Source organism: Streptomyces echinoruber (genome assembly GCF_014651135.1).
Taxonomy (GTDB): Bacteria; Actinomycetota; Actinomycetes; order Streptomycetales; family Streptomycetaceae; genus Streptomyces; species Streptomyces echinoruber.
In genome coordinates this window covers 61819-79771 of sequence record NZ_BMWH01000008.1, presented here as the reverse complement: position 1 = coordinate 79771, position 17953 = coordinate 61819, and the positions used below count along the sequence as shown (strand labels likewise).

19 protein-coding genes are annotated in these 17953 nt (G+C 73.5%); 10 read left to right on the top strand and 9 right to left on the bottom strand.

The genetic code is table 11. The annotated features are described in order from the left end of the window. Positions 1 to 57 precede the first annotated feature (57 nt). On the bottom strand, positions 58 to 597 hold the full coding sequence (def, locus tag IE225_RS13025) for a peptide deformylase (RefSeq protein ID WP_190057623.1): 540 nt from the start codon (positions 595 to 597) through the stop codon (positions 58 to 60). Positions 598 to 765: 168 nt separating this feature from the next. Here def and IE225_RS13020 point away from each other — a divergent pair, with 168 nt between their 5' ends. From IE225_RS13020 to IE225_RS13000, 5 genes are all read left to right on the top strand, one after another. Further along, positions 766 to 2004: a MurT ligase domain-containing protein gene (locus IE225_RS13020; RefSeq protein ID WP_190057622.1), complete on the top strand. Its 1239-nt coding sequence runs from the start codon at positions 766 to 768 to the stop codon at positions 2002 to 2004. 47 nt (positions 2005 to 2051) lie between these two features. Beyond that, entirely contained in the window at positions 2052 to 2780 is a 729-nt protein-coding gene (locus IE225_RS13015) for a type 1 glutamine amidotransferase (protein WP_190057621.1), read from the top strand. Positions 2781 to 3055: 275 nt separating this feature from the next. Then, on the top strand, positions 3056 to 4081 hold the full coding sequence (locus tag IE225_RS13010; protein ID WP_190057620.1) for a 6-phosphofructokinase: 1026 nt from the start codon (positions 3056 to 3058) through the stop codon (positions 4079 to 4081). 109 nt (positions 4082 to 4190) lie between these two features. Then, positions 4191 to 5144, top strand: coding sequence for a cytochrome c oxidase assembly protein (locus IE225_RS13005; RefSeq protein ID WP_190057701.1), 954 nt, complete (start codon positions 4191 to 4193; stop codon positions 5142 to 5144). A gap of 192 nt (positions 5145 to 5336) precedes the next feature. Further along, positions 5337 to 5495, top strand: coding sequence for a hypothetical protein (locus tag IE225_RS13000; protein WP_190057619.1), 159 nt, complete (start codon positions 5337 to 5339; stop codon positions 5493 to 5495). Between the two features lie 6 nt (positions 5496 to 5501). Here the strand turns inward: IE225_RS13000 and IE225_RS12995 are convergent, their stop codons facing one another. The 4 genes from IE225_RS12995 to IE225_RS12980 form a co-directional block, all read right to left on the bottom strand. Then, positions 5502 to 6707, bottom strand: coding sequence for a histidine kinase (locus IE225_RS12995; protein WP_190057618.1), 1206 nt, complete (start codon positions 6705 to 6707; stop codon positions 5502 to 5504). A 94-nt stretch (positions 6708 to 6801) separates the two neighbouring features. Further along, positions 6802 to 8496 carry a sodium/solute symporter gene (locus IE225_RS12990; RefSeq protein ID WP_190057617.1) on the bottom strand — a complete coding sequence of 565 codons (1695 nt, stop codon included), beginning with the start codon at positions 8494 to 8496 and terminating at the stop codon, positions 6802 to 6804. A gap of 15 nt (positions 8497 to 8511) precedes the next feature. Next, entirely contained in the window at positions 8512 to 8871 is a 360-nt protein-coding gene (locus tag IE225_RS12985; protein ID WP_190057616.1) for a hypothetical protein, read from the bottom strand. Between the two features lie 23 nt (positions 8872 to 8894). Continuing rightward, positions 8895 to 9650, bottom strand: a complete 756-nt coding sequence (locus IE225_RS12980) for a LytR/AlgR family response regulator transcription factor (protein ID WP_190057615.1) — start codon at positions 9648 to 9650, stop codon at positions 8895 to 8897. 132 nt (positions 9651 to 9782) lie between these two features. On the opposite strand from IE225_RS12980, the gene IE225_RS12975 reads away from it, so the two are divergent. From IE225_RS12975 to rocD, 3 genes are all read left to right on the top strand, one after another. Continuing rightward, the gene (locus tag IE225_RS12975; protein ID WP_190057614.1) at positions 9783 to 10274 is read left to right on the top strand and encodes an Lrp/AsnC family transcriptional regulator; all 492 of its coding nucleotides are present in this window, start codon (positions 9783 to 9785) and stop codon (positions 10272 to 10274) included. Positions 10275 to 10412: 138 nt separating this feature from the next. Beyond that, a complete protein-coding gene (gene ddaH, locus IE225_RS12970) occupies positions 10413 to 11237 on the top strand; it encodes a dimethylargininase (protein WP_190057613.1) in 825 nt (274 codons plus the stop codon). Then, positions 11234 to 12463 carry an ornithine--oxo-acid transaminase gene (gene rocD, locus IE225_RS12965; protein ID WP_190057612.1) on the top strand — a complete coding sequence of 410 codons (1230 nt, stop codon included), beginning with the start codon at positions 11234 to 11236 and terminating at the stop codon, positions 12461 to 12463. The genes ddaH and rocD overlap by 4 nt, the downstream gene beginning before the upstream one ends. Positions 12464 to 12670: 207 nt before the next feature. Here rocD and IE225_RS12960 read toward each other — a convergent pair whose 3' ends face one another. Beyond that, complete coding sequence (locus IE225_RS12960; RefSeq protein WP_190057611.1) at positions 12671 to 13090, bottom strand: CBS domain-containing protein; 420 nt, start codon at positions 13088 to 13090, stop codon at positions 12671 to 12673. Positions 13091 to 13280: 190 nt separating this feature from the next. On the opposite strand from IE225_RS12960, the gene IE225_RS12955 reads away from it, so the two are divergent. Both IE225_RS12955 and IE225_RS12950 read left to right on the top strand, forming a co-directional pair. Then, positions 13281 to 13556: a hypothetical protein gene (locus tag IE225_RS12955; protein WP_190057610.1), complete on the top strand. Its 276-nt coding sequence runs from the start codon at positions 13281 to 13283 to the stop codon at positions 13554 to 13556. A 166-nt stretch (positions 13557 to 13722) separates the two neighbouring features. Then, on the top strand, positions 13723 to 14448 hold the full coding sequence (locus IE225_RS12950) for a lysophospholipid acyltransferase family protein (protein WP_190057609.1): 726 nt from the start codon (positions 13723 to 13725) through the stop codon (positions 14446 to 14448). A gap of 79 nt (positions 14449 to 14527) precedes the next feature. Here the strand turns inward: IE225_RS12950 and IE225_RS12945 are convergent, their stop codons facing one another. The 3 genes from IE225_RS12945 to IE225_RS12935 form a co-directional block, all read right to left on the bottom strand. After that, positions 14528 to 16126, bottom strand: a complete 1599-nt coding sequence (locus IE225_RS12945; RefSeq protein WP_190057608.1) for an alpha/beta hydrolase — start codon at positions 16124 to 16126, stop codon at positions 14528 to 14530. Positions 16127 to 16902: 776 nt separating this feature from the next. Beyond that, positions 16903 to 17199, bottom strand: coding sequence for a type II toxin-antitoxin system Phd/YefM family antitoxin (locus IE225_RS12940; protein ID WP_190057607.1), 297 nt, complete (start codon positions 17197 to 17199; stop codon positions 16903 to 16905). Between the two features lie 225 nt (positions 17200 to 17424). After that, positions 17425 to 17790 carry an FHA domain-containing protein gene (locus IE225_RS12935; RefSeq protein ID WP_190057606.1) on the bottom strand — a complete coding sequence of 122 codons (366 nt, stop codon included), beginning with the start codon at positions 17788 to 17790 and terminating at the stop codon, positions 17425 to 17427. Positions 17791 to 17953: the final 163 nt, after the last annotated feature.

Sequence of the window (17953 nt, the reverse complement as noted above, 5' to 3'; positions counted from 1 at the left end):
GGCCGGAACTCCCGGCGCGGGCGGCCGGGGCTTCCGGTGCGGGACCGGGCTTGCGCGTCACCGGCGCCACGGCGCCCGCGCCGCCTGTCGCATGAGCCGGCGCCGCCGCCATCCGTCCAGGTGGTCGGCGTACACCCGGCCCTCCAGGTGGTCGCACTCGTGCTGCAGGCACCGGGCGAAGAACCCCGTGCCCCGCACGGTCACCGGCTCCCCGGTGACCGTCACGCCCGTCACGACCGCCTCGTCGTGGCGCTCCACCCCCGCCTCCAGCCCCGGCAGCGACAGGCAGCCCTCGGGTCCGCGCAGCACCACGCCGCCGGTCGCCTCCAGGCGCGGGTTGACGACGTGTCCGAGGTGGCGGACCTCGTCGTCGTCGGGGCAGTCGTAGACGAACACCCGCAGCGGCTCGCCGATCTGGTTGGCGGCCAGGCCCACGCCGCGGGCGGCGTACATGGTCGCGAACAGGTCTTCGACCAGCCGGGTCAGCCGGGGCCCGAAGTCGGTGACCTCCTTGGCGGGGGCGTGCAGGAGCGGGTCGCCGAGCAGGGTGAGGCGGCGGACGCGCCCCCGGGTGCCCGGGATGGAGCGGTGCGGCATGGCGGCAAGGGTACGGTCCTTCCATACCGGTGCCGCGATTCGGGCGCGTGAGCGGATCTCGATAGGCTTCGGGCGGCACCACGATCCGGAAGATGGGTCCGGACGATGGATCCGGAAGATGCCGGAGGCGTCAGGCGCGGTGCGTACGCAAGGAGGTAGCGAGAACTGATGGCAGGCAACTCGGACCCGCTCACCCCGCGGGCCAAGCTGGCCGTGACGGCGGGCAAGGCCGCCGCCGCGGTCTCGCGCGCCGCGGGTCGCGGCAGCGGTTCGGTGATCGGCGGCCGGGTGGCCCTCAAGCTGGACCCCGACCTCCTCGGCCGGCTCGCCCAGAACCTGGACTGCGTCCTGGTCTCGGCGACCAACGGCAAGACCACGACCACCCGTCTGATCGCGGAGGCGCTGCGGGCGGCCGGCCCGGTCGTCTCCAACGCGCTCGGCGCCAACATGCCCGCCGGCATCACCGCGGCCCTGGCGGGCGCTTCCGACGCGCGCTACGGCGTGATCGAGGTCGACGAGAAGTACCTGGCGAGGGTGGCCCGGGACACCGACCCGAAGTGCATCGCCCTGCTCAACCTCTCCCGCGACCAGCTCGACCGCGCCGCGGAGACCCGCATGCTGGCGGAGAACTGGCGTGAGGGCCTGGCCGGCTCGAAGGCCGTGATCGTCGCCAACTGCGACGACCCGCTGGTGGTGTGGGCCGCGTCCTCCTCCCCCAACGTCGTCTGGGTCGCCGCCGGGCAGATGTGGAAGGACGACGCGTGGTCCTGCCCGTCCTGCGGCGGTGTGCTGCAGCGCCCGGGCGACGACTGGTACTGCAACGAGTGCGGCTTCCGCCGCCCCACCCCCAGCTGGGCCCTGTCCGGCGACCACGTCCTGGACCCGCACGGCTCCGCCTGGCCGATCCACCTGCAGCTGCCGGGCCGCGCCAACAAGGCCAACGCCGCCACCTCGGCGGCCGTCGCGGCCGTCTTCGGCGTGCCGCCGCAGGTCGCGCTGGAGCGCATGTACCAGGTGCAGGCGGTCGCCGGCCGCTACGACGTCGTCCAGTTCCAGGGCCGTGACCTGCGTCTGCTGCTGGCGAAGAACCCGGCCGGCTGGCTGGAGACGTTCTCCCTGATCGACCCGCCGCCCGCGCCGGTGATCCTCTCCGTGAACGCGCGCGCCGCCGACGGCACCGACACCTCCTGGCTGTGGGACGTCGACTACACGCGCCTGAGCGGCCACCCGATCTGCGTGATCGGCGACCGCCGGCTGGACCTCGCCGTGCGCCTGGAGGTCGCGAACCAGCAGTTCCAGGTGTGCGAGACCCTCGACCAGGCGGTGCAGCTGTGCCCGCCGGGCCGCATCGAGGTGATCGCGAACTACACCGCCTTCCAGGACCTGCGCCGCCGCGTCGGCAACTGACGTACCCGTCACGCACTCACAGACAGCGACTTCAGGACAGTGACCTCATGAGCGACAACAGCCTGCGGCTGGTGTGGATCTACCCGGACCTGCTGAGCACCTACGGCGACCAGGGCAACGTCCTGGTCGTGGAGCGGCGGGCCCGGCAGCGCGGCCTGGACGTGGCGCGGATCGACGTGCGCAGCGACCAGCCGGTGCCCACCTCGGGCGACATCTACCTGATCGGCGGCGGCGAGGACCGGCCGCAGCGGCTGGCCGCGGAGCGGCTGCGGCGCGACGGGCACCTGTACCGGGCGGTGGAGAACGGCGCGATCGTCTTCGCGGTGTGCGCCGGCTACCAGATCCTCGGCCACGAGTTCGTCAACGACCTCGGGCAGCGGCAGCCCGGCATGGGCCTGCTGGACGTGACCACCGTGCGCGGCGAGGGCGAGCGGTGCGTCGGCGACGTCCTCGCCGACATCGACCCGCGCCTGGGCCTGCCGCCGCTCACCGGGTTCGAGAACCACCAGGGCGTCACCCACCTGGGCCCGACGGCCCGCCCCTTCGCCCGGGTGAAGATCGGCAAGGGCAACGGCACCGGGGACGGCACCGAGGGCGCGTACAACGACACGGTCTTCGGCACCTACATGCACGGCCCGGTCCTGGCCCGCAACCCGCAGATCGCCGACCTGCTGCTGAAGCTGGCCCTCGACGTCAACGCGCTGCCGCCGGTGGACGACCGCTGGTACGAGGCGCTGCGCAACGAGCGCATCGCGGCTGCGCAGCAGCCTGCGTAAGCACCGTTGCGCAGCAGCCTGCGTAAGCACCGTTGCGCAGCAGCCTGCGTAAGCACCGTTGCGCAGCAGCCCGCCCACGCCGGCCGTTGCGCGGCGGCCCGTGTGGGCGGGCGCGTGAAAAGGGCCCGTCTGACAGGGCGTCCGCACAGGTGAGCGGGCTCGTCCAGCAGGCGGACGCGTGGTTCGGCCCCGCCCCCTCCTGCCGCTAGGGTGGCGGGGATCGAGCCGGACAGCGTGGTCCGGTCCCGGCCCACGTTGAGAAGGTATTTCGGGCTATGCGCATTGGTGTCCTCACGTCCGGTGGCGACTGCCCCGGTCTGAACGCCGTCATCCGGTCCGTCGTGCACCGTGCCGTCGTCGACCACGGCGACGAGGTCATCGGCTTCCGGGACGGCTGGAAGGGTCTCCTGGAGTGCGACTACCTCAAGCTCGACCTCGACGCGGTGAGCGGCATCCTGGCTCGCGGCGGCACCATCCTCGGCTCCTCCCGGGTGCGTCCCGAGCACCTGCGGGACGGGGTGGAGCGGGCCCGTGGCCACGTCGAGGAGCTCGGTCTGGACGCGATCATCCCGATCGGCGGTGAGGGCACGCTGAAGGCGGCCCGCCTGCTGTCGGACAACGGACTGCCCCTCGTGGGCGTACCCAAGACCATCGACAACGACATCGCCGTCACCGACGTCACCTTCGGTTTCGACACCGCCGTGACCGTCGCCACGGAGGCGCTGGACCGGCTGAAGACCACCGCCGAGTCCCACCAGCGGGTGCTGATCGTGGAGGTCATGGGCCGGCACACCGGCTGGATAGCGCTGCACTCGGGCATGGCGGCCGGCGCGCACGCGATCGTCGTGCCGGAGCGCCCCTTCGACATCGAGGAGCTGACCGCGAGGGTCGGCGAGCGGTTCGCGGCCGGCAAGCGGTTCGCGATCGTCGTCGCCGCGGAGGGCGCCAAGCCGAAGCCGGGCACCATGGACTTCGACGAGGGCGGCCGGGACATCTACGGCCACGAGCGGTTCGCCGGGGTCGCCCGTCAGCTCGCCGTCGAGCTGGAGCAGCGGCTGGGCAAGGAGGCGCGGCCGGTGATCCTCGGGCATGTGCAGCGCGGCGGCACGCCGACCGCGTACGACCGGGTGCTGGCCACGCGGTTCGGGTGGCACGCGGTGGAGGCGGTGCACCGCGGGGAGTTCGGGCGGATGACCGCGCTGCGCGGCACCGACATCGTGATGGTGTCGCTGGCGGAGGCGGTGGAGACGCTGAAGACGGTGCCGCAGGACCGGTACACCGAGGCGGAGTGCGTCCTGTAGCGGGCAGGTGGCATCGCCCCCGGTGACGGCCGTCGCCGGGGGCGGTTCTACGCTGGGGGCGGACAGACAGCGCGCAACCCCCACGAAACGGAGCCGGCGGATGGATCACATGGATCACGGCGGACACGGCATGACCATGGATCTGCCGCCGTTCACGCTGGGGCGCGGGCTGGAGTGGTCGGCGGATCCGTTCTTCCTGGTCGCCTGCCTGGTGGGGCTGGCGCTGTACGGGTGGGGCGTGGCACGGCTGGTGCGGCGCGGTGACCGGTGGCCGGTGGCCCGGACGGTGGCGTACGGCATCGGGGTGCTGACCGTCGGGCTGACGATGTGCACGCGGCTGAACGACTACGGCATGGTCATGTTCAGCGTGCACATGGTGCAGCACATGATCCTCAGCATGCTCTCGCCCATCCTGATCCTGCTGGGCGCCCCGGTCACGCTCGCGCTGCGCGCGCTGCCGGTCGCGGGGCACGGGCGCAAGGGGCCGCGGGAACTGCTGCTGGTCCTGCTGCACAGCCGGTACCTGCGGGTCGTCACGCACCCGGCGTTCACGATCCCGATGTTCGTGGCGAGCCTGTACGGGCTGTACTTCACGCCGCTCTTCGACTTCCTGATGGGCTCCAGAACGGGGCACGTGGCGATGATGGTGCACTTCTTCGCCGTGGGCCTGGTGTTCTTCTGGCCGATCATCGGCGTGGACCCGGGGCCGCACCGGCCGGGCCACCTGATGCGGATGCTGGAGCTGTTCGCGGGCATGCCGTTCCACGCGTTCTTCGGCATCGCGCTGATGATGGCGTCGTCGCCGATGGTGGACACCTTCACGCATCCGCCGGCCTCGCTGGGCATCGACGCGCTCGGCGACCAGACCTCGGCCGGCGGCATCGCCTGGGCGTTCAGCGAGATCCCGTCGGTGCTGGTGCTGATCGCGCTGCTGTTCCAGTGGTACGGCTCGGAGCAGCGGCAGGCCCGGCGCACGGACCGCGCCGCCGACCGCGACGGCGACAAGGAGCTGGAGGCGTACAACGCCTACCTGGCCTCGCTGCACGCGCGCGGCGGGAACTGACAGCGCCTTTCGGGCTCCCGGGCCGGAAAGCGGCCGGCGTTCCCGACCGGTTGCGGCCGACCGGTTGCAGCCCATCGGCTCCGGCCGACCGGTTCCGGCCGGTCTTCGCCGGTCCGGCACGCGGGCGCCCGCACCGGGGGCACCATGGAGGGGGACCGGCCCCTGAGGGAGGCCCTGAGGGAGGGTGGTGCGATGCCCGGCTCGGCGAAGGCGATGGGGGTGCTCACCGTCGGCGGACTCGTCCTGGTGACGGCCTACACGGTGGCGCTCGGCAGCAACGGCTGGCTGTGGTTCGGCTGGGTCGTCCTGGGGCTGCTCACCCTGGGCACGGTGCTCTCCCGCGGCAACTGAGCGGCCTCACTCCGGGCCGAGGCGGCCGGCCGGGTGCACGCCCGGCTGGTACTTCGGCAGCCGGGCGGTGATCTTCATGCCCGCCCCGGGAGCGGTCTCGATGACGAGGCCGTGGTCGTCGCCGTAGACCTGGCGCAGCCGGTCGTCGACGTTGGACAGGCCGATGCCGCCCGAGTGGCCGGCCTCGCCGGCGAGGATGCGGCGCAGCAGGCCGGGATCCATGCCGTCGCCGTCGTCCTCGATCACGACGAGGGCCTCGGCGCCCGCGTCCTGGGCGGTGATGCGGATGTGGCGCCGGCCGGCCTTGCCCTCCAGGCCGTGCTTGACGGCGTTCTCGACGAGCGGCTGCAGGCACAGGAAGGGCAGGGTGACCGGCAGCACCTCGGGGGCGATCTGCAGGGTGACCGCGAGGCGGTCGCCGAAGCGGGCGCGGACCAGGGCCAGGTAGTGCTCGATGGCGTGCAGTTCGTCGGCGAGGGTGGTGAAGTCGCCGTGCCGGCGGAACGAGTAGCGGGTGAAGTCGGCGAACTCCAGCAGCAGTTCGCGGGCGCGCTCGGGGTCGGTGCGCACGAACGAGGCGATCACGGCCAGCGAGTTGTAGATGAAGTGCGGGGAGATCTGCGCCCGCAGCGCCTTGATCTCGGCCTCGATGAGGCGGGTGCGGGAGCGGTCGAGGTCGGCGAGTTCCAGTTGGACGGAGACCCAGCGGGCCACCTCCCCGGCGGCGCGGGCGAGGACCGCGGACTCGCGGGGCGCGCAGGCCACCAGGGCGCCGTGCACGCGGTCGTCGACGGTGAGCGGGGCGACGACCGCCCAGCGCACCGGGCAGTCGGGCAGGTCGCAGGCGAGGCGGAAGGCCTCGCCGCGGCCGGTGTCGAGGGCGTTGGCGAGGCGGTCCTTGATGCCGTCGCGGTGGTGGGCGCCGGCGCCGTCCCACACCAGGACCCGGGTGTCGTCCGTCAGGCACAGGGCGTCGGTGCCGAGCAGGGAGCGCAGCCGGCGGGCGGCCTTGCGGGCGGTCTCCTCGGTCAGGCCGGCGCGCAGCGGGGGCGCGGCGAGGGAGGCGGTGTGCAGGGTCTGGAAGGTGGCGTGCTCGACGGGCGTGCCGAGTCCGCCGAGGCTCTGCGGGCGGGCGGTGCGCCGGCCCAGCCAGAAACCGGCCGCGAGCAGCGGCAGCACGGCCACGCAGAGCCCGGCGAGGAAGCCGCTCACCTCGCCGCTCCCCGCCCGGCCGCCGTCCGCTCGGCCGCTCCCCGCCCGGCCGTTTCGCATCCGGCCCCTGTCCGCCCGGCCGTTCCGCGTTCCGTCATGCCGTGACCTCCGCGCGCAGTTCCTCCGGCAGGTGGAAGCGGGCCAGGATCGCCGCGGTGCCCGGCGGCACCCGGCCCGGGGTGGCCAGGGACACCAGGATCATGGTGAGGAAGCCCAGCGGTACCGACCACACCGCGGGCCAGGCGAGCAGGGCGTGCACCGGGCCCGCGCCGGGGTAGCCCGCCATGGTGGCGGTGACGGCGGCCAGCGCCGCTCCCCCGCCGGCGAGCATGCCGGCGGCCGCGCCGGGCGGGGTGAGCCGGCGCCACCAGATGCCGAGCACCAGCAGCGGGCAGAAGGAGGAGGCCGACACCGCGAAGGCGAGGCCGACGGCGTCGGCGACCGGCAGCGAGCCGACCAGGACGCTCGCGGCCAGCGGTACGGCCATGGCGAGCACCGTGCCGTGCCGGAAGTGCCGCACGCCGCGCGAGGGCAGCACGTCCTGGGTGAGCACCCCGGCGACCGCCATGGTCAGGCCCGAGGCGGTGGACAGGAACGCCGCGAAGGCGCCGCCGGCCACGAGGGCGCCGAGCAGGTCGCCGCCCAGCCCGCCGATCATGCGGTCGGGCAGCACCAGCACGGCGGCGTCGGCGTTCCCGGTGAGGGCGAGGTCGGGGGCGTAGAGGCGGCCCAGGGCGCCGTAGACGGGCGGGAGCAGGTAGAAGGCGCCGACCAGGGCGAGCACGGCGACGGTGGCGCGGCGGGCGGCGACGCCGTGCGGGCTGGTGTAGTAGCGCACGACGACGTGCGGCAGGCCCATGGTGCCGAGGAAGGTGGCGACGATCAGGCCGTAGGTGGCGTACAGCGGGCGTTCCTCGCGGGCCCGGTCGGAGGCGGCGGAGCCCTCGGGCACGGGGACGGGGGCGCCGTCGGCGAAGGTGAGGCGGGTGCCGGCGTGGATGCGGTGCGGGCCGGGCGCGAGGGTGAGCGGCGCCTTGCGGTGGGGGCGGCCGTCGACGGTGCCGGTGACGGTGACGGTCAGGGGCCTGTCCAGGCGCAGGGTGAGGGTGTCGGCGACCCGGACGGCACGCTGCTCGCGCAGGCCGGCCGGTTCGGTGAAGGCGTGCCGGGGGCCGCCGTCGGACTGCCAGGCCAGGACGAGGAAGAGGGCGGGGACGAGCAGCGCGGTCAGTTTCAGCCAGTACTGGAAGGCCTGCACGAAGGTGACGCTGCGCATGCCGCCCGCCGCGACGGTCGCGGTCACCACGACGGCGACGATCACCGCGCCGAGCCAGTCCCGCGCCCCGGTGAGCACCGCCAGGGTCAGTCCGGCGCCCTGGAGCTGGGGCAGCAGGTAGAGCCAGCCGACGCCGACGACGAAGGCGCCCGCGAGGCGGCGCACGGCGCGGGAGGCGAGGCGGGCCTCGGCAAAGTCGGGCAGCGTGTAGGCGCCGGAGCGGCGCAGCGGGGCGGCGACGAACAGCAGCAGCACCAGGTAGCCGGCGGTGTAGCCGACGGGGTACCACAGCGTGTCCGGGCCCTGGGTGAGGACCAGCCCGGCGATGCCCAGGAAGGAGGCGGCGGACAGGTACTCGCCGCTGATGGCGGCCGCGTTCAGGCGCGGGCCGACGGTGCGCGAGGCGACGTAGAAGTCGGAGGTGGTGCGGGAGATGCGCAGGCCGAAGGCGCCCACGAGAACGGTCGTCACCACGACGAGGGCGATGGCGGGGACGGTGTACCCGGAGTTCACGGCGGTCCTCGCGGCTCAGCGGTCCTCGACGAGGCGGACGAAGTCGCGTTCGTGGCGTTCGGCGCGCCGTACGTACCAGCGGGCCAGCAGCACCAGCGGCGCGTAGAGGGCGAAGCCGAGGACGGCCCAGGTCAGGGCGGGGGCGCCCGGGGCCGCGGCGAAGGCCAGCGGGAGCGGGCCGACGAGCAGCACCAGGACCGCCAGCACCGTAAGGCCGGTGCGCAGCTGGGTGCGCATCAGGGAGCGGACGTAGGTGTCGCCGAGGGTGGTCAGCTCGTCGATCTCGGTGCGGGGGTGGTGGGGCCGTGCGGTGCGGCGGGCGCGGCGGGGCGGGCCGGTGACGACGACACGGCGCTCGGTCGGGTCCTGGGGCATGGGCTCTCCGCTGGCTCGTGGCACTAGCTCGTGGGCCGGCGCAGCAGCAGGTCGCGCAGTTCACGCGCGTGGCGCCGGCTGACCTGGAGTTCCTCGGAGCCGACCAGCACGCTCACCGACCCGGCGTCCAGGCGGAGCTCGCCGATGTGCCGCAGGGCGACCAGGTGGCGGCGGTGGATGCGGACGAAGCCGCGGGCCCGCCAGCGCTCCTCCAGGGTGGACAGCGGGATGCGCACCAGGTGGCTGCCGGCGCCGGTGTGCAGGCGGGCGTAGTCGCCCTGCGCCTCGACGTGGGTGATGTCGTCGACGGCGACGAAGCGGGTCACGCCGCCGCGTTCGACGGGGATGTGGTCGGGGTCGGGCTCGTGCACGGGGATGCGCGGGGTGGTGTCGCGCAGCTCGGCGCAGCGGCGGACGGCCTCGGCGAGGCGCTCGCCGCGCACCGGTTTGAGGACGTAGTCGACGGCCTTGAGGTCGAAGGCCTGGACGGCGAAGTCCTCGTGGGCGGTGACGAACACGACCAGCGGCGGGCTGGCGAACCCGGTCAGCAGCCGGGCCAGGTCGAGCCCGTCCAGGCCGGGCATCTGGATGTCGAGGAAGACCACGTCGATGGCCTCGGGTCCGCCGGGGCCGGACTGCAGGGCGCGGTTGATGCGGCGCAGCGCCTCGGTGGCGTCGCCGGCGCCCTCGGCGCTGCCGATGCGGGGGTCCGCGCGCAGCAGGTAGAGCAGCTCCTCCAGGGAGGGGCGTTCGTCGTCGACGGCGAGGGCGCGCAGCATGAACGTGGAGTGTAGGAGGAATCCGGCTTGTGGGGCAGGGCGGTGCCGTGCCGGAGATGTCCGGGGAATGCCTGGGTGATGCCTGGATGACGCCCGGACGATGCCTGGAGGCGGTGCGGATACAGTGCGGGCATGAACAGCAGGCCGGCGCCGTTCGACGAACTCGACCGGAAGATCATCACCGCTCTCATGGCGAACGCCCGCACCAGTTTCGCGGAGATCGGCGCGGCCGTCGGGCTGTCGTCGACGGCGGTCAAGCGCCGGGTGGACCGGCTGCGCGACACCGGGGTCATCACCGGGTTCACGGCCACGGTGAAGCCGTCGGCGCTGGGCTGGCGCACGGAGGCGTACGTCGAGGTGTACTGCGAGGGCGCGGCCCCGCCCCGGCGGCTGGCGGAGGTGGTGCGCAACCATCCGGAGATCACCGCGGCGATGACGGTGACCGGCGGCGCCGACGCGCTGCTGCACGTGCGGGCGCGGGACGTGGAGCACTTCGAGGAGGTGCTGGAGCGCATCCGCGCGGAGCCGTTCATCCGGAAGACGATCAGCGTGATGGTGCTGTCCCACCTGATCCCGGACAGTCCGGAGGCCGGGGCCAGCCAGCCCGCCCCGGAGGGCGCATGAATCGTGCGCGAGAGCGGGGAAGAACGCAGCGTTCCTGCGCGGACACGCAGCCTTCATTTCTTGGCGCGCGTCCTGGTCGCTTTCTACCGTGGTGTCAACCCCAGGTAGACATCTCCCAGGAAGCGGAGGACCCCCTCTGTGCCCGAATCCCGTGTGCCGCGGCGGCGGCGCTTCCTCGTCTGCGAACCCAGACACTTCGCCGTGCAGTACGCGATCAACCCCTGGATGCGGCCCGACACGCCCGTGGACACCGAGCTGGCCCGCACGCAGTGGCAGACCCTGATCGACACCTACCTCGCCCACGGCCACACCGTGGAGCAGGTGTCGCCCGTCCCCGGCCTGCCGGACATGGTCTTCGCCGCCAACGCGGCGTTCACCCTCGACGGCCGCGTCTTCGGCTCCCTCTTCCGCGCCGCCGAGCGCCGTCCCGAGTCCGCCGCCTACGAGGCGTGGTTCAAGGCGGCCGACTTCGCCGTCCAGCACCCCGAGTCGGTGTGCGAGGGCGAGGGCGACCTGGCGTGGACCGGCCGGTACGTGCTGGCCGGCACCGGTTTCCGCACCACGCCCGAGGCCCACCGGGAGGTGCAGGAGTTCTTCGGCAGGCCCGTGATCGGGCTGCGGCTGGTGGACCCGTACTTCTACCACCTGGACACGGCGCTGTTCGTGCTGGAGGAGGACGGCGACGGCGGGAACATCGCCTACTACCCGGACGCCTTCTCCCCCGGCAGCCGCGAGGTGCTCGCCCGGCTGTACCCCGACGCCGTGCTCGCCACCCGCGAGGACGCGCTGGCCTTCGGCCTGAACTGCGTCTCCGACGGCCGTCACGTGTTCATCTCGCCCGGGGCCACCGCCCTCGCCGATCAGCTCGCCGACCGCGGCTACGTCCCCGTCCCCGTCGACCTGTCCGAATTCCACAAGGCCGGCGGCGGCATCAAGTGCTGCACCCAGGAGATCCGCTCATGACCGCTCCCGTCCGCGCCGCCCGCGGCTCCGCCGACCTGATCGCCGCCGAGGACGCCGTCCTCGCGCACAACTACCACCCGCTGCCCGTGGTCGTCTCCCGCGCCGAGGGCGTCTGGGTGGAGGACGTCGAGGGCCGCCGCTACCTGGACATGCTGGCCGGTTACTCGGCCCTCAACTTCGGCCACCGCCACCCCGCGCTGATCGACGCCGCGCACCGCCAGCTCGACCGGCTCACCCTCACCTCCCGCGCCTTCCACAACGACCGCCTCGCGGAGTTCGCCGAGCGGCTGGCCGCGCTGACGGGGCAGGACATGGTGCTGCCGATGAACACCGGCGCCGAGGCCGTGGAGAGCGGCATCAAGGTGGCCCGCAAGTGGGCCTACGAGGTCAAGGGCGTCCCCGCCGACCGGGCCACGATCGTCGTCGCGGCGGACAACTTCCACGGCCGCACCACCACGATCGTCAGCTTCTCCACCGACGAGACGGCCCGGTCCGGCTTCGGCCCGTTCACGCCGGGCTTCCGCATCGTGCCCTACAACGACCTGGCCGCGCTGGAGGAGGCCGTCGACGACACCACGGCCGCGGTGCTGCTGGAGCCGATCCAGGGCGAGGCGGGCGTCAACATCCCGGACGACGGCTACCTGGCGGGCGTACGGGAGCTGACCCGGCGCAAGGGCTGCCTGTTCGTCGCCGACGAGATCCAGTCGGGTCTGGGCCGCACCGGCCGCACCCTCGCCGTCGAGCACGAGGGCGTGGTGCCCGACGTGGTGCTGCTCGGCAAGGCGCTGGGCGGCGGGATCGTGCCGGTGTCGGCGGTGGTCGGGCGCCGGGAGGTGCTCGGCGTGCTGCGGCCCGGCGAGCACGGCTCGACGTTCGGCGGCAACCCGCTGGCGGCCGCGGTGGGCACCGAGGTGGTCGGGCTGCTGGAGACGGGCGAGTTCCAGCAGCGCGCGGCCGACCTGGGCGCCGTACTGCGCGAGGGCCTGACCGAGCTGGTCGGCCGCGGTGTCGTCGGCTTCCGCTCGCGCGGGCTGTGGGCCGGCGTCGACATCGACCCCGCCCTCGGCACCGGCCGGGACGTCGGCGAGCGCCTGCTGCGCGAAGGCGTCCTGGTCAAGGACACCCACGGCTCCACCATCCGCCTGGCGCCGCCGCTGGTGATCACCGAGGAGGAGCTCCGCTCGGCGCTGGAGGCGCTGGAGAAGGTGCTCGCCCAGGCCGCCTGACGGCGGTCCGCCCGCCCGGACCGGCCGGAATCCACCCGGTGCCGCCGGGGTCCCGGCCGGCGTCCGCGGCGGGTTCTCCGGGGCCCGGACGGGTGACGCGCCGGCCGGGCCCCGGGCCGGCCGGAACCGGGACGCCGACCGCCGGGACCGGGGCGCCGACCGCCGGAAGAACCGGGGCGCCGGCCGCGGCCGGCGCCCCGTGGCGCGTCACCGGTTGGGCCGGGCGGCGCTGATGCCGCCGAGCGCGGAGTCCGGGTCGCGTTCCATGGCCAGGTCGCCGAGGGAGACGATGCCCACGGGGCGGCCGTGGTCGACGACGGGGACGCGGCGCACCGCGTGCTCACGCATCAGCCGCACGGCCTGGTCGAGGTCCTCGTCCGGCGTGACGGTGTACAGGTCGCCGCTGCACACGCCGGCCACGGTGGTCTCGTCGGGGTCGTCGCCCTCGGCGAGGGCGCGGACCACCAGGTCGCGGTCGCTGACCAGGCCGCGCAGGTCGTCGCCCTCCGCCACCAGGACGGCGCCGATGTCCTCGTCACGCATCAGCCGGGCCACCTGGGTGACCGAGGTCTGCGGTCCCACCGTCACCGGCGCGCTGGTCATGATGTCGCGTACGTGCTGGGCCATGACGGCGCTCCTTTCGTCGGTCGTGTGCGCTTCGACGGCCGGGTACCCGGGCGGGCCCCGGCCGTACCCCGTCTTCCGCGGGCCCCGGGCCGTCTGGGCTGCGCGGGCACGGGTACTTGAGGAGGAGACAGGATTTCTCCGGGGCTCCCGCCGGGAGCTTTCGGGACCGCTTTCCGAGGAGATGACCCCCATGCTGCTCGTCGGACTGCTCCTCCTCGCGGCCACCGGCGCCTTCACCGGCCTGGTCATCGCCGACAACCTGTCCGGCGGCCCCGAGTACACGGTGACCGTGTTCGGCCACACCATCGCCACCATGGACGTGCTGCAGATCTTCTGCGCCGGCCTGGCGCTGGCCCTGATCTTCTGCCTGGGTGTGGCCCTGGCGGTGAACGGCGGGGCACACCGGCGGCACCTCCACGGCCGCCACGCCCCGCGCGGCGGCGACACGCACCAGCCGGTGGTGTGAGGCGCGGCCCCGGTGCGGCGGGTCCGCGGGCCGTCGCACCGGGGCCGGACGTCCGCCCCGGTCCTTCCCGCACTGGCAGCCCGCCACCGGCCGGCCCGCGCGCACCCGCCGGCCGCGGCGACCGCAGCGATGACCGCAGCGGTGACCGCACAGATGAGGAGCGCCCTTGTTCTACTACCTGCTCAAGTACGTGCTGCTCGGCCCCCTGCTCAGGCTGCTCTTCCGCCCCCGCATCGAGGGCCTGGAGCACGTGCCGGAGACCGGACCGGCGATCATCGCGGGCAACCACCTGTCGTTCTCCGACCACTTCCTGATGCCGGCGGTGCTCAAGCGGCGCATCACCTTCCTGGCGAAGGCGGAGTACTTCACCGGCCCCGGCCTGAAGGGCCGGCTGACGGCGTTCTTCTTCCGCAGCGCCGGGCAGATCCCGGTCGACCGCTCCGGCAAGGAGGCCGGGCGGGCCGCGATCCGCGAGGGGCTGCGGGTGCTGGGCCGGGGCGAGTTGCTCGGCATCTACCCGGAGGGCACGCGCTCGCACGACGGCCGCCTGTACAAGGGGAAGGTGGGGGTGGCGGTGATGGCGCTGACGGCGGGGGTGCCGGTGGTCCCCTGCGCGATGATCGGCACGTTCGAGGCGCAGCCGCCCGGCCAGGTCGTCCCCCGTATCCGCCCGGTGACCATCCGCTTCGGTGAGCCGCTGGACTTCTCCCGCTACGCGGGCCTGGAGAACGAGAGGGCGGTCCTGCGCGCGGTGACCGACGAGATCATGTACGCGATCCTGTCGCTGTCGGAGCAGGAGTACGTCGACCGGTACGCGGCCGAGGCCAAGGCCGAACAGGCCGCCGCGCAGGGGCTCAAGGAACGCAAGTTCCCCCGGATGCCGTTGAGTTGACGGTACGTCAAAAGGGGCGGCCGGAGTGTGGTCCGGCCGCCCCGTGCCGTCGGGTACGACTGTCGCGGCCGCCCGCTGCCTACGGCTTGGGCGTGGCGTGCGGACCGCAGGTCACGTCCGCCGCGTCCAGCCTGCCGGTGAGCAGGTAGGCGTCCACCCGGTCGTTGATGCAGGGGTTGACCAGGCCGGTCACACCGTGCGAGCCGGCGTCCTTCTCGGTGATCAGGCGGGAGCCCCGGAAACGGCGGTGCAGTTCGACGGCGCCGTCGTAGGGAGTGGCGGCGTCCCGCGTGGACTGCACGATCAGCACGGGCGGCAGGCCCCTGCCGGTGCGGACGTCCACCGGCGTCCGCTGCTTGACCGGCCAGGTCGCGCACGGCAGGTTCATCCACGCGTTGGCCCAGGTCATGAACGGGTAGTCCTTGTTGAGCCGCGTGTTGTCCCGGTCCCACTTCGTCCAGCTGGTGGGCCACTTGGCGTCGGTGCACTCGACGGCCGTGTAGACGGCGTTGCCGTTCTCCGAGGAGATGTTGCCCGCGGTGTCGGACAGGTCGGGGGCGGCGGCGTCGACCAGCGCCTGGGTGTCACCGGCGTAGTACTTGCTGAAGACGGTGGCGACCGGCACCCACGAGGAGTCGTAGTACGGGGCGCTCTGGAAGAAGGAGATCAGCTCGGCCGGGCCGACGACCCCGCCGATGGGGTTCTTCTTGGCGGTGGCGCGCAGCCGCAGCCACTTGGCCTGGACGGCCTCGCGCGTGGTGCCGAGGTGGAAGGCGGCGTCGTTGGCGGCGACCCAGTCCTCCCAGTCCTTCCAGCGGCCCTCGAAGGCGACGTCCTGGTCCAGGTTGGCCTGGTACCAGATCTTCTCGCGCGAGGGGTTGACGACGCTGTCCACGACCATGCGGCGCAGGTGGCCGGGGAACAGCGTGCCGTAGACGGCGCCGAGGTAGGTGCCGTAGGAGACGCCCAGGTAGTTGAGCTTCTTCTCGCCGAGCGCGGCCCGGATGACGTCCAGGTCGCGTGCGGTGTTCGGCGTGGTCATCTGCTGCAGCATCGCGCGGCCGGTGCGCTCGTAGCAGCCCTCGGCGTACTCGCGGGCGAGCTTGCGCTGGGCGAGCTTGTCGGCCTCGCTGTCCGGCACCGGGTCCATCTTGGGCGCCTTGACGAACTCCTGCGGGTCCGCGCACGAGATGGGCGCCGAGTGGCCCACGCCGCGCGGGTCGAAGCCGACGAAGTCGTAGGCCTTGGCCACGTTGGCCCACACCGGGTTCTTGGTGGTGACCCGGCGCGGGAAGCGCAGACCGGAGCCGCCGGGGCCGCCCGGGTTGTAGACGAGGGCGCCCTGCCGCTCCTGCGGCGTGCCGGTGTTGCCGATGCGGTCGACGGCGAGCTTGATCTGCTTGCCGTTCGGGTGGGCGTAGTCGAGCGGCACCGTCACCCAGCCGCACTGGATGGGCTTCTCCAGCCCCCAGTCGGCGGGGCAGTCCTGCCAGTCGATCCCGGCCTTGGCGGCGCGGGCGGCGGCGATCGCGGCGCCGCGCGCCTCGCGGTCCTGGGCCGGCCGGGTGCCGGCGCTCGCGGTGGGCGCCGCGACGGCGCCGGCTATGAGGGTCGCGGCGGCGAGCGCCCCGGCCGAACTGAGCGCCAGGGCCCGGCCTTTGGGTCTGTTGTCCCTCAAGTGGGACCTCCCCGTACATGGTTGCGAATGGATACGCGCGATCCTCGCCTCTGTGCGTCCTGCGAGAACAGGGTTTGTTGACCTTCTTTGCCAATCCGATAACCGGAGAGTGACTGTCCGTTCAGCGGGGCGACGGCCGGGGTCCGCCTGCGCCTCGTCCAGTACCCGGCGCGGTCGCAGCGCGTCGGGGGCGGCGGATCCGGCCGGCACGGCGGGCCCGTCCAGCCGCCCGGTCCACCTCTCCCGCCGACCGCGCCGGCACCGCCGTGGCGTCGCCGGGCCGGCGTCGGCGGCGGCGTCCAGTTCCCGGGGGTCGTGTCCGAGGGCGGCCGTCGGCCGGGACGAGGAGTGCGGCGCGACCGGTGGGCTCGCATGGTGAGGTGTCGCGTATTCGGCGTGGGGTTCAACGGTTGATTACTGACCGTCGCCGGTAACGGTGCTCAAGCGCGGGTCGATGCGGCTCAGCCATGCGTCTTGGCCGTCGGCCAGTGGTCGCCTCAGGGGAAGGGGGAGGAACAGGCAGGCGAAGGTGAGACCGGCGTCGTCGCTGTCGCCGTGGACGCGGTGCTGCCGGGCATCAGGAGTGTCCGCAGGTGCCTGGAGGGGGAAGAAGCCGGTTCATCGGGGCCGACCCGTGGCGGGGTGAGGCTTGTGCTCCACGCCGGTGCCGGAGGCGGCGTTCCGCCGTTTGCCCCGCACGGCGGCGCGACCGGGCCGTGGCCCCGCCACCCGACGGATGACGGGTGCCGGGTGGCCGTAAGGCGGTGGGACGCCCGCTACCGCACCTCCGGCCCCCGGTGCTCGGCCGCGATGCCGAACCGCTGCTGCCGCCCTCCCCGGGGGGCGGAGGGGGCCTCGCGGACGCTGGAGAGGGTGCCGATCACCTGCTCGTCGGCGGACGCGGACCCGGCGGCCTCGGCCTCCTCGAGCCGTTCGAGGTCGGCGGCGGAGACCAGGGCGACGAGGGGTCTGCCGTGCCGCGTGACCACCACGCGCTCGCCGCCGTAGACCACCCGGTTGATGAGGTCGGCGAGCTCAGCCCTGGCTTGCGTCACCGGAATCTCGTAGGCCATACGTCCAGCTTACGGGCGGCGGCCGCCGGAGCCCGGGCCCGTGTACGCGGCTCGGGGCCCGGGGCTCGGCGGGAGCGGCCGGAGCCCCGGTGGGAACGCCCGGGACCCCGGTGGGAGCGGTCGGGACCCCGGTGGGAGCGGTCGGGTCCCGGTCGAGGTGCTCCGGGGCCGCGGACGGGGCGAGCGGAGCCGCGGACCGGTCGCCCGGTGCCGCGGACCGGGTGGTCAGGGCCGCAGGAAGAGCAGCCGGACGTTGCCGATCAGCACCTCGTCGCCGTCGGAGAGGACGGCCGCGTCCACCCGCTCCTGGTTGACGTACGTGCCGTTGCGGCTGCCCACGTCGACGACGCTGATCTCGCCGCCGTCCCGGCGGGCGCGGCGGAACTCGGCGTGCCGGCGGGAGACGGTCGGGTCGTCGAGGCGGATGTCGCTGCTCAAGCCCCGGCCGACGGAGAGGACGTCCCGGTCCAGGCCGAACCGGGTGCCGGCGTGCGGTCCCCGCTCCACCACGACGAACGCCGTCCCGGCGGGCGGGCGGTCCGCGGGGCGCGCCGGGGGCTCGAGCGTCAGAAAGCCGACTCGGAAGCTCACGGTTTCCTCTCGGGTCGGGCCGGCTGTCCGCCGAACACGGAATCAGCCGGTCGTTTCATCCGTATTTGTCACAGTGCAGCCGCCCCTCCCCCCCGATCAAGGCGCCGCGCCGGTGACAGATCCACGGAAGCCGAGTACCGTACGTCCTGTACATTTTTTACAG

What these genes read in the sequence shown, in the direction of transcription:
- IE225_RS12955 (WP_190057610.1), top strand. Translation starts at nt 13,281, where the DNA reads ATGCTGCTCGTCGGACTGCTCCTCCTCGCGGCCACCGGCGCCTTCACC.
- IE225_RS12960 (WP_190057611.1), bottom strand. Translation starts at nt 13,090, where the DNA reads ATGGCCCAGCACGTACGCGACATCATGACCAGCGCGCCGGTGACGGTG.
- IE225_RS13015 (WP_190057621.1), top strand. Translation starts at nt 2,052, where the DNA reads ATGAGCGACAACAGCCTGCGGCTGGTGTGGATCTACCCGGACCTGCTG.
- IE225_RS12940 (WP_190057607.1), bottom strand. Translation starts at nt 17,199, where the DNA reads ATGGCCTACGAGATTCCGGTGACGCAAGCCAGGGCTGAGCTCGCCGAC.
- IE225_RS12980 (WP_190057615.1), bottom strand. Translation starts at nt 9,650, where the DNA reads ATGCTGCGCGCCCTCGCCGTCGACGACGAACGCCCCTCCCTGGAGGAG.
- IE225_RS13000 (WP_190057619.1), top strand. Translation starts at nt 5,337, where the DNA reads ATGCCCGGCTCGGCGAAGGCGATGGGGGTGCTCACCGTCGGCGGACTC.
- IE225_RS12975 (WP_190057614.1), top strand. Translation starts at nt 9,783, where the DNA reads ATGAACAGCAGGCCGGCGCCGTTCGACGAACTCGACCGGAAGATCATC.
- IE225_RS13020 (WP_190057622.1), top strand. Translation starts at nt 766, where the DNA reads ATGGCAGGCAACTCGGACCCGCTCACCCCGCGGGCCAAGCTGGCCGTG.
- rocD (WP_190057612.1), top strand. Translation starts at nt 11,234, where the DNA reads ATGACCGCTCCCGTCCGCGCCGCCCGCGGCTCCGCCGACCTGATCGCC.
- IE225_RS12985 (WP_190057616.1), bottom strand. Translation starts at nt 8,871, where the DNA reads ATGCCCCAGGACCCGACCGAGCGCCGTGTCGTCGTCACCGGCCCGCCC.
- def (WP_190057623.1), bottom strand. Translation starts at nt 597, where the DNA reads ATGCCGCACCGCTCCATCCCGGGCACCCGGGGGCGCGTCCGCCGCCTC.
- IE225_RS13010 (WP_190057620.1), top strand. Translation starts at nt 3,056, where the DNA reads ATGCGCATTGGTGTCCTCACGTCCGGTGGCGACTGCCCCGGTCTGAAC.
- IE225_RS13005 (WP_190057701.1), top strand. Translation starts at nt 4,191, where the DNA reads ATGGATCACGGCGGACACGGCATGACCATGGATCTGCCGCCGTTCACG.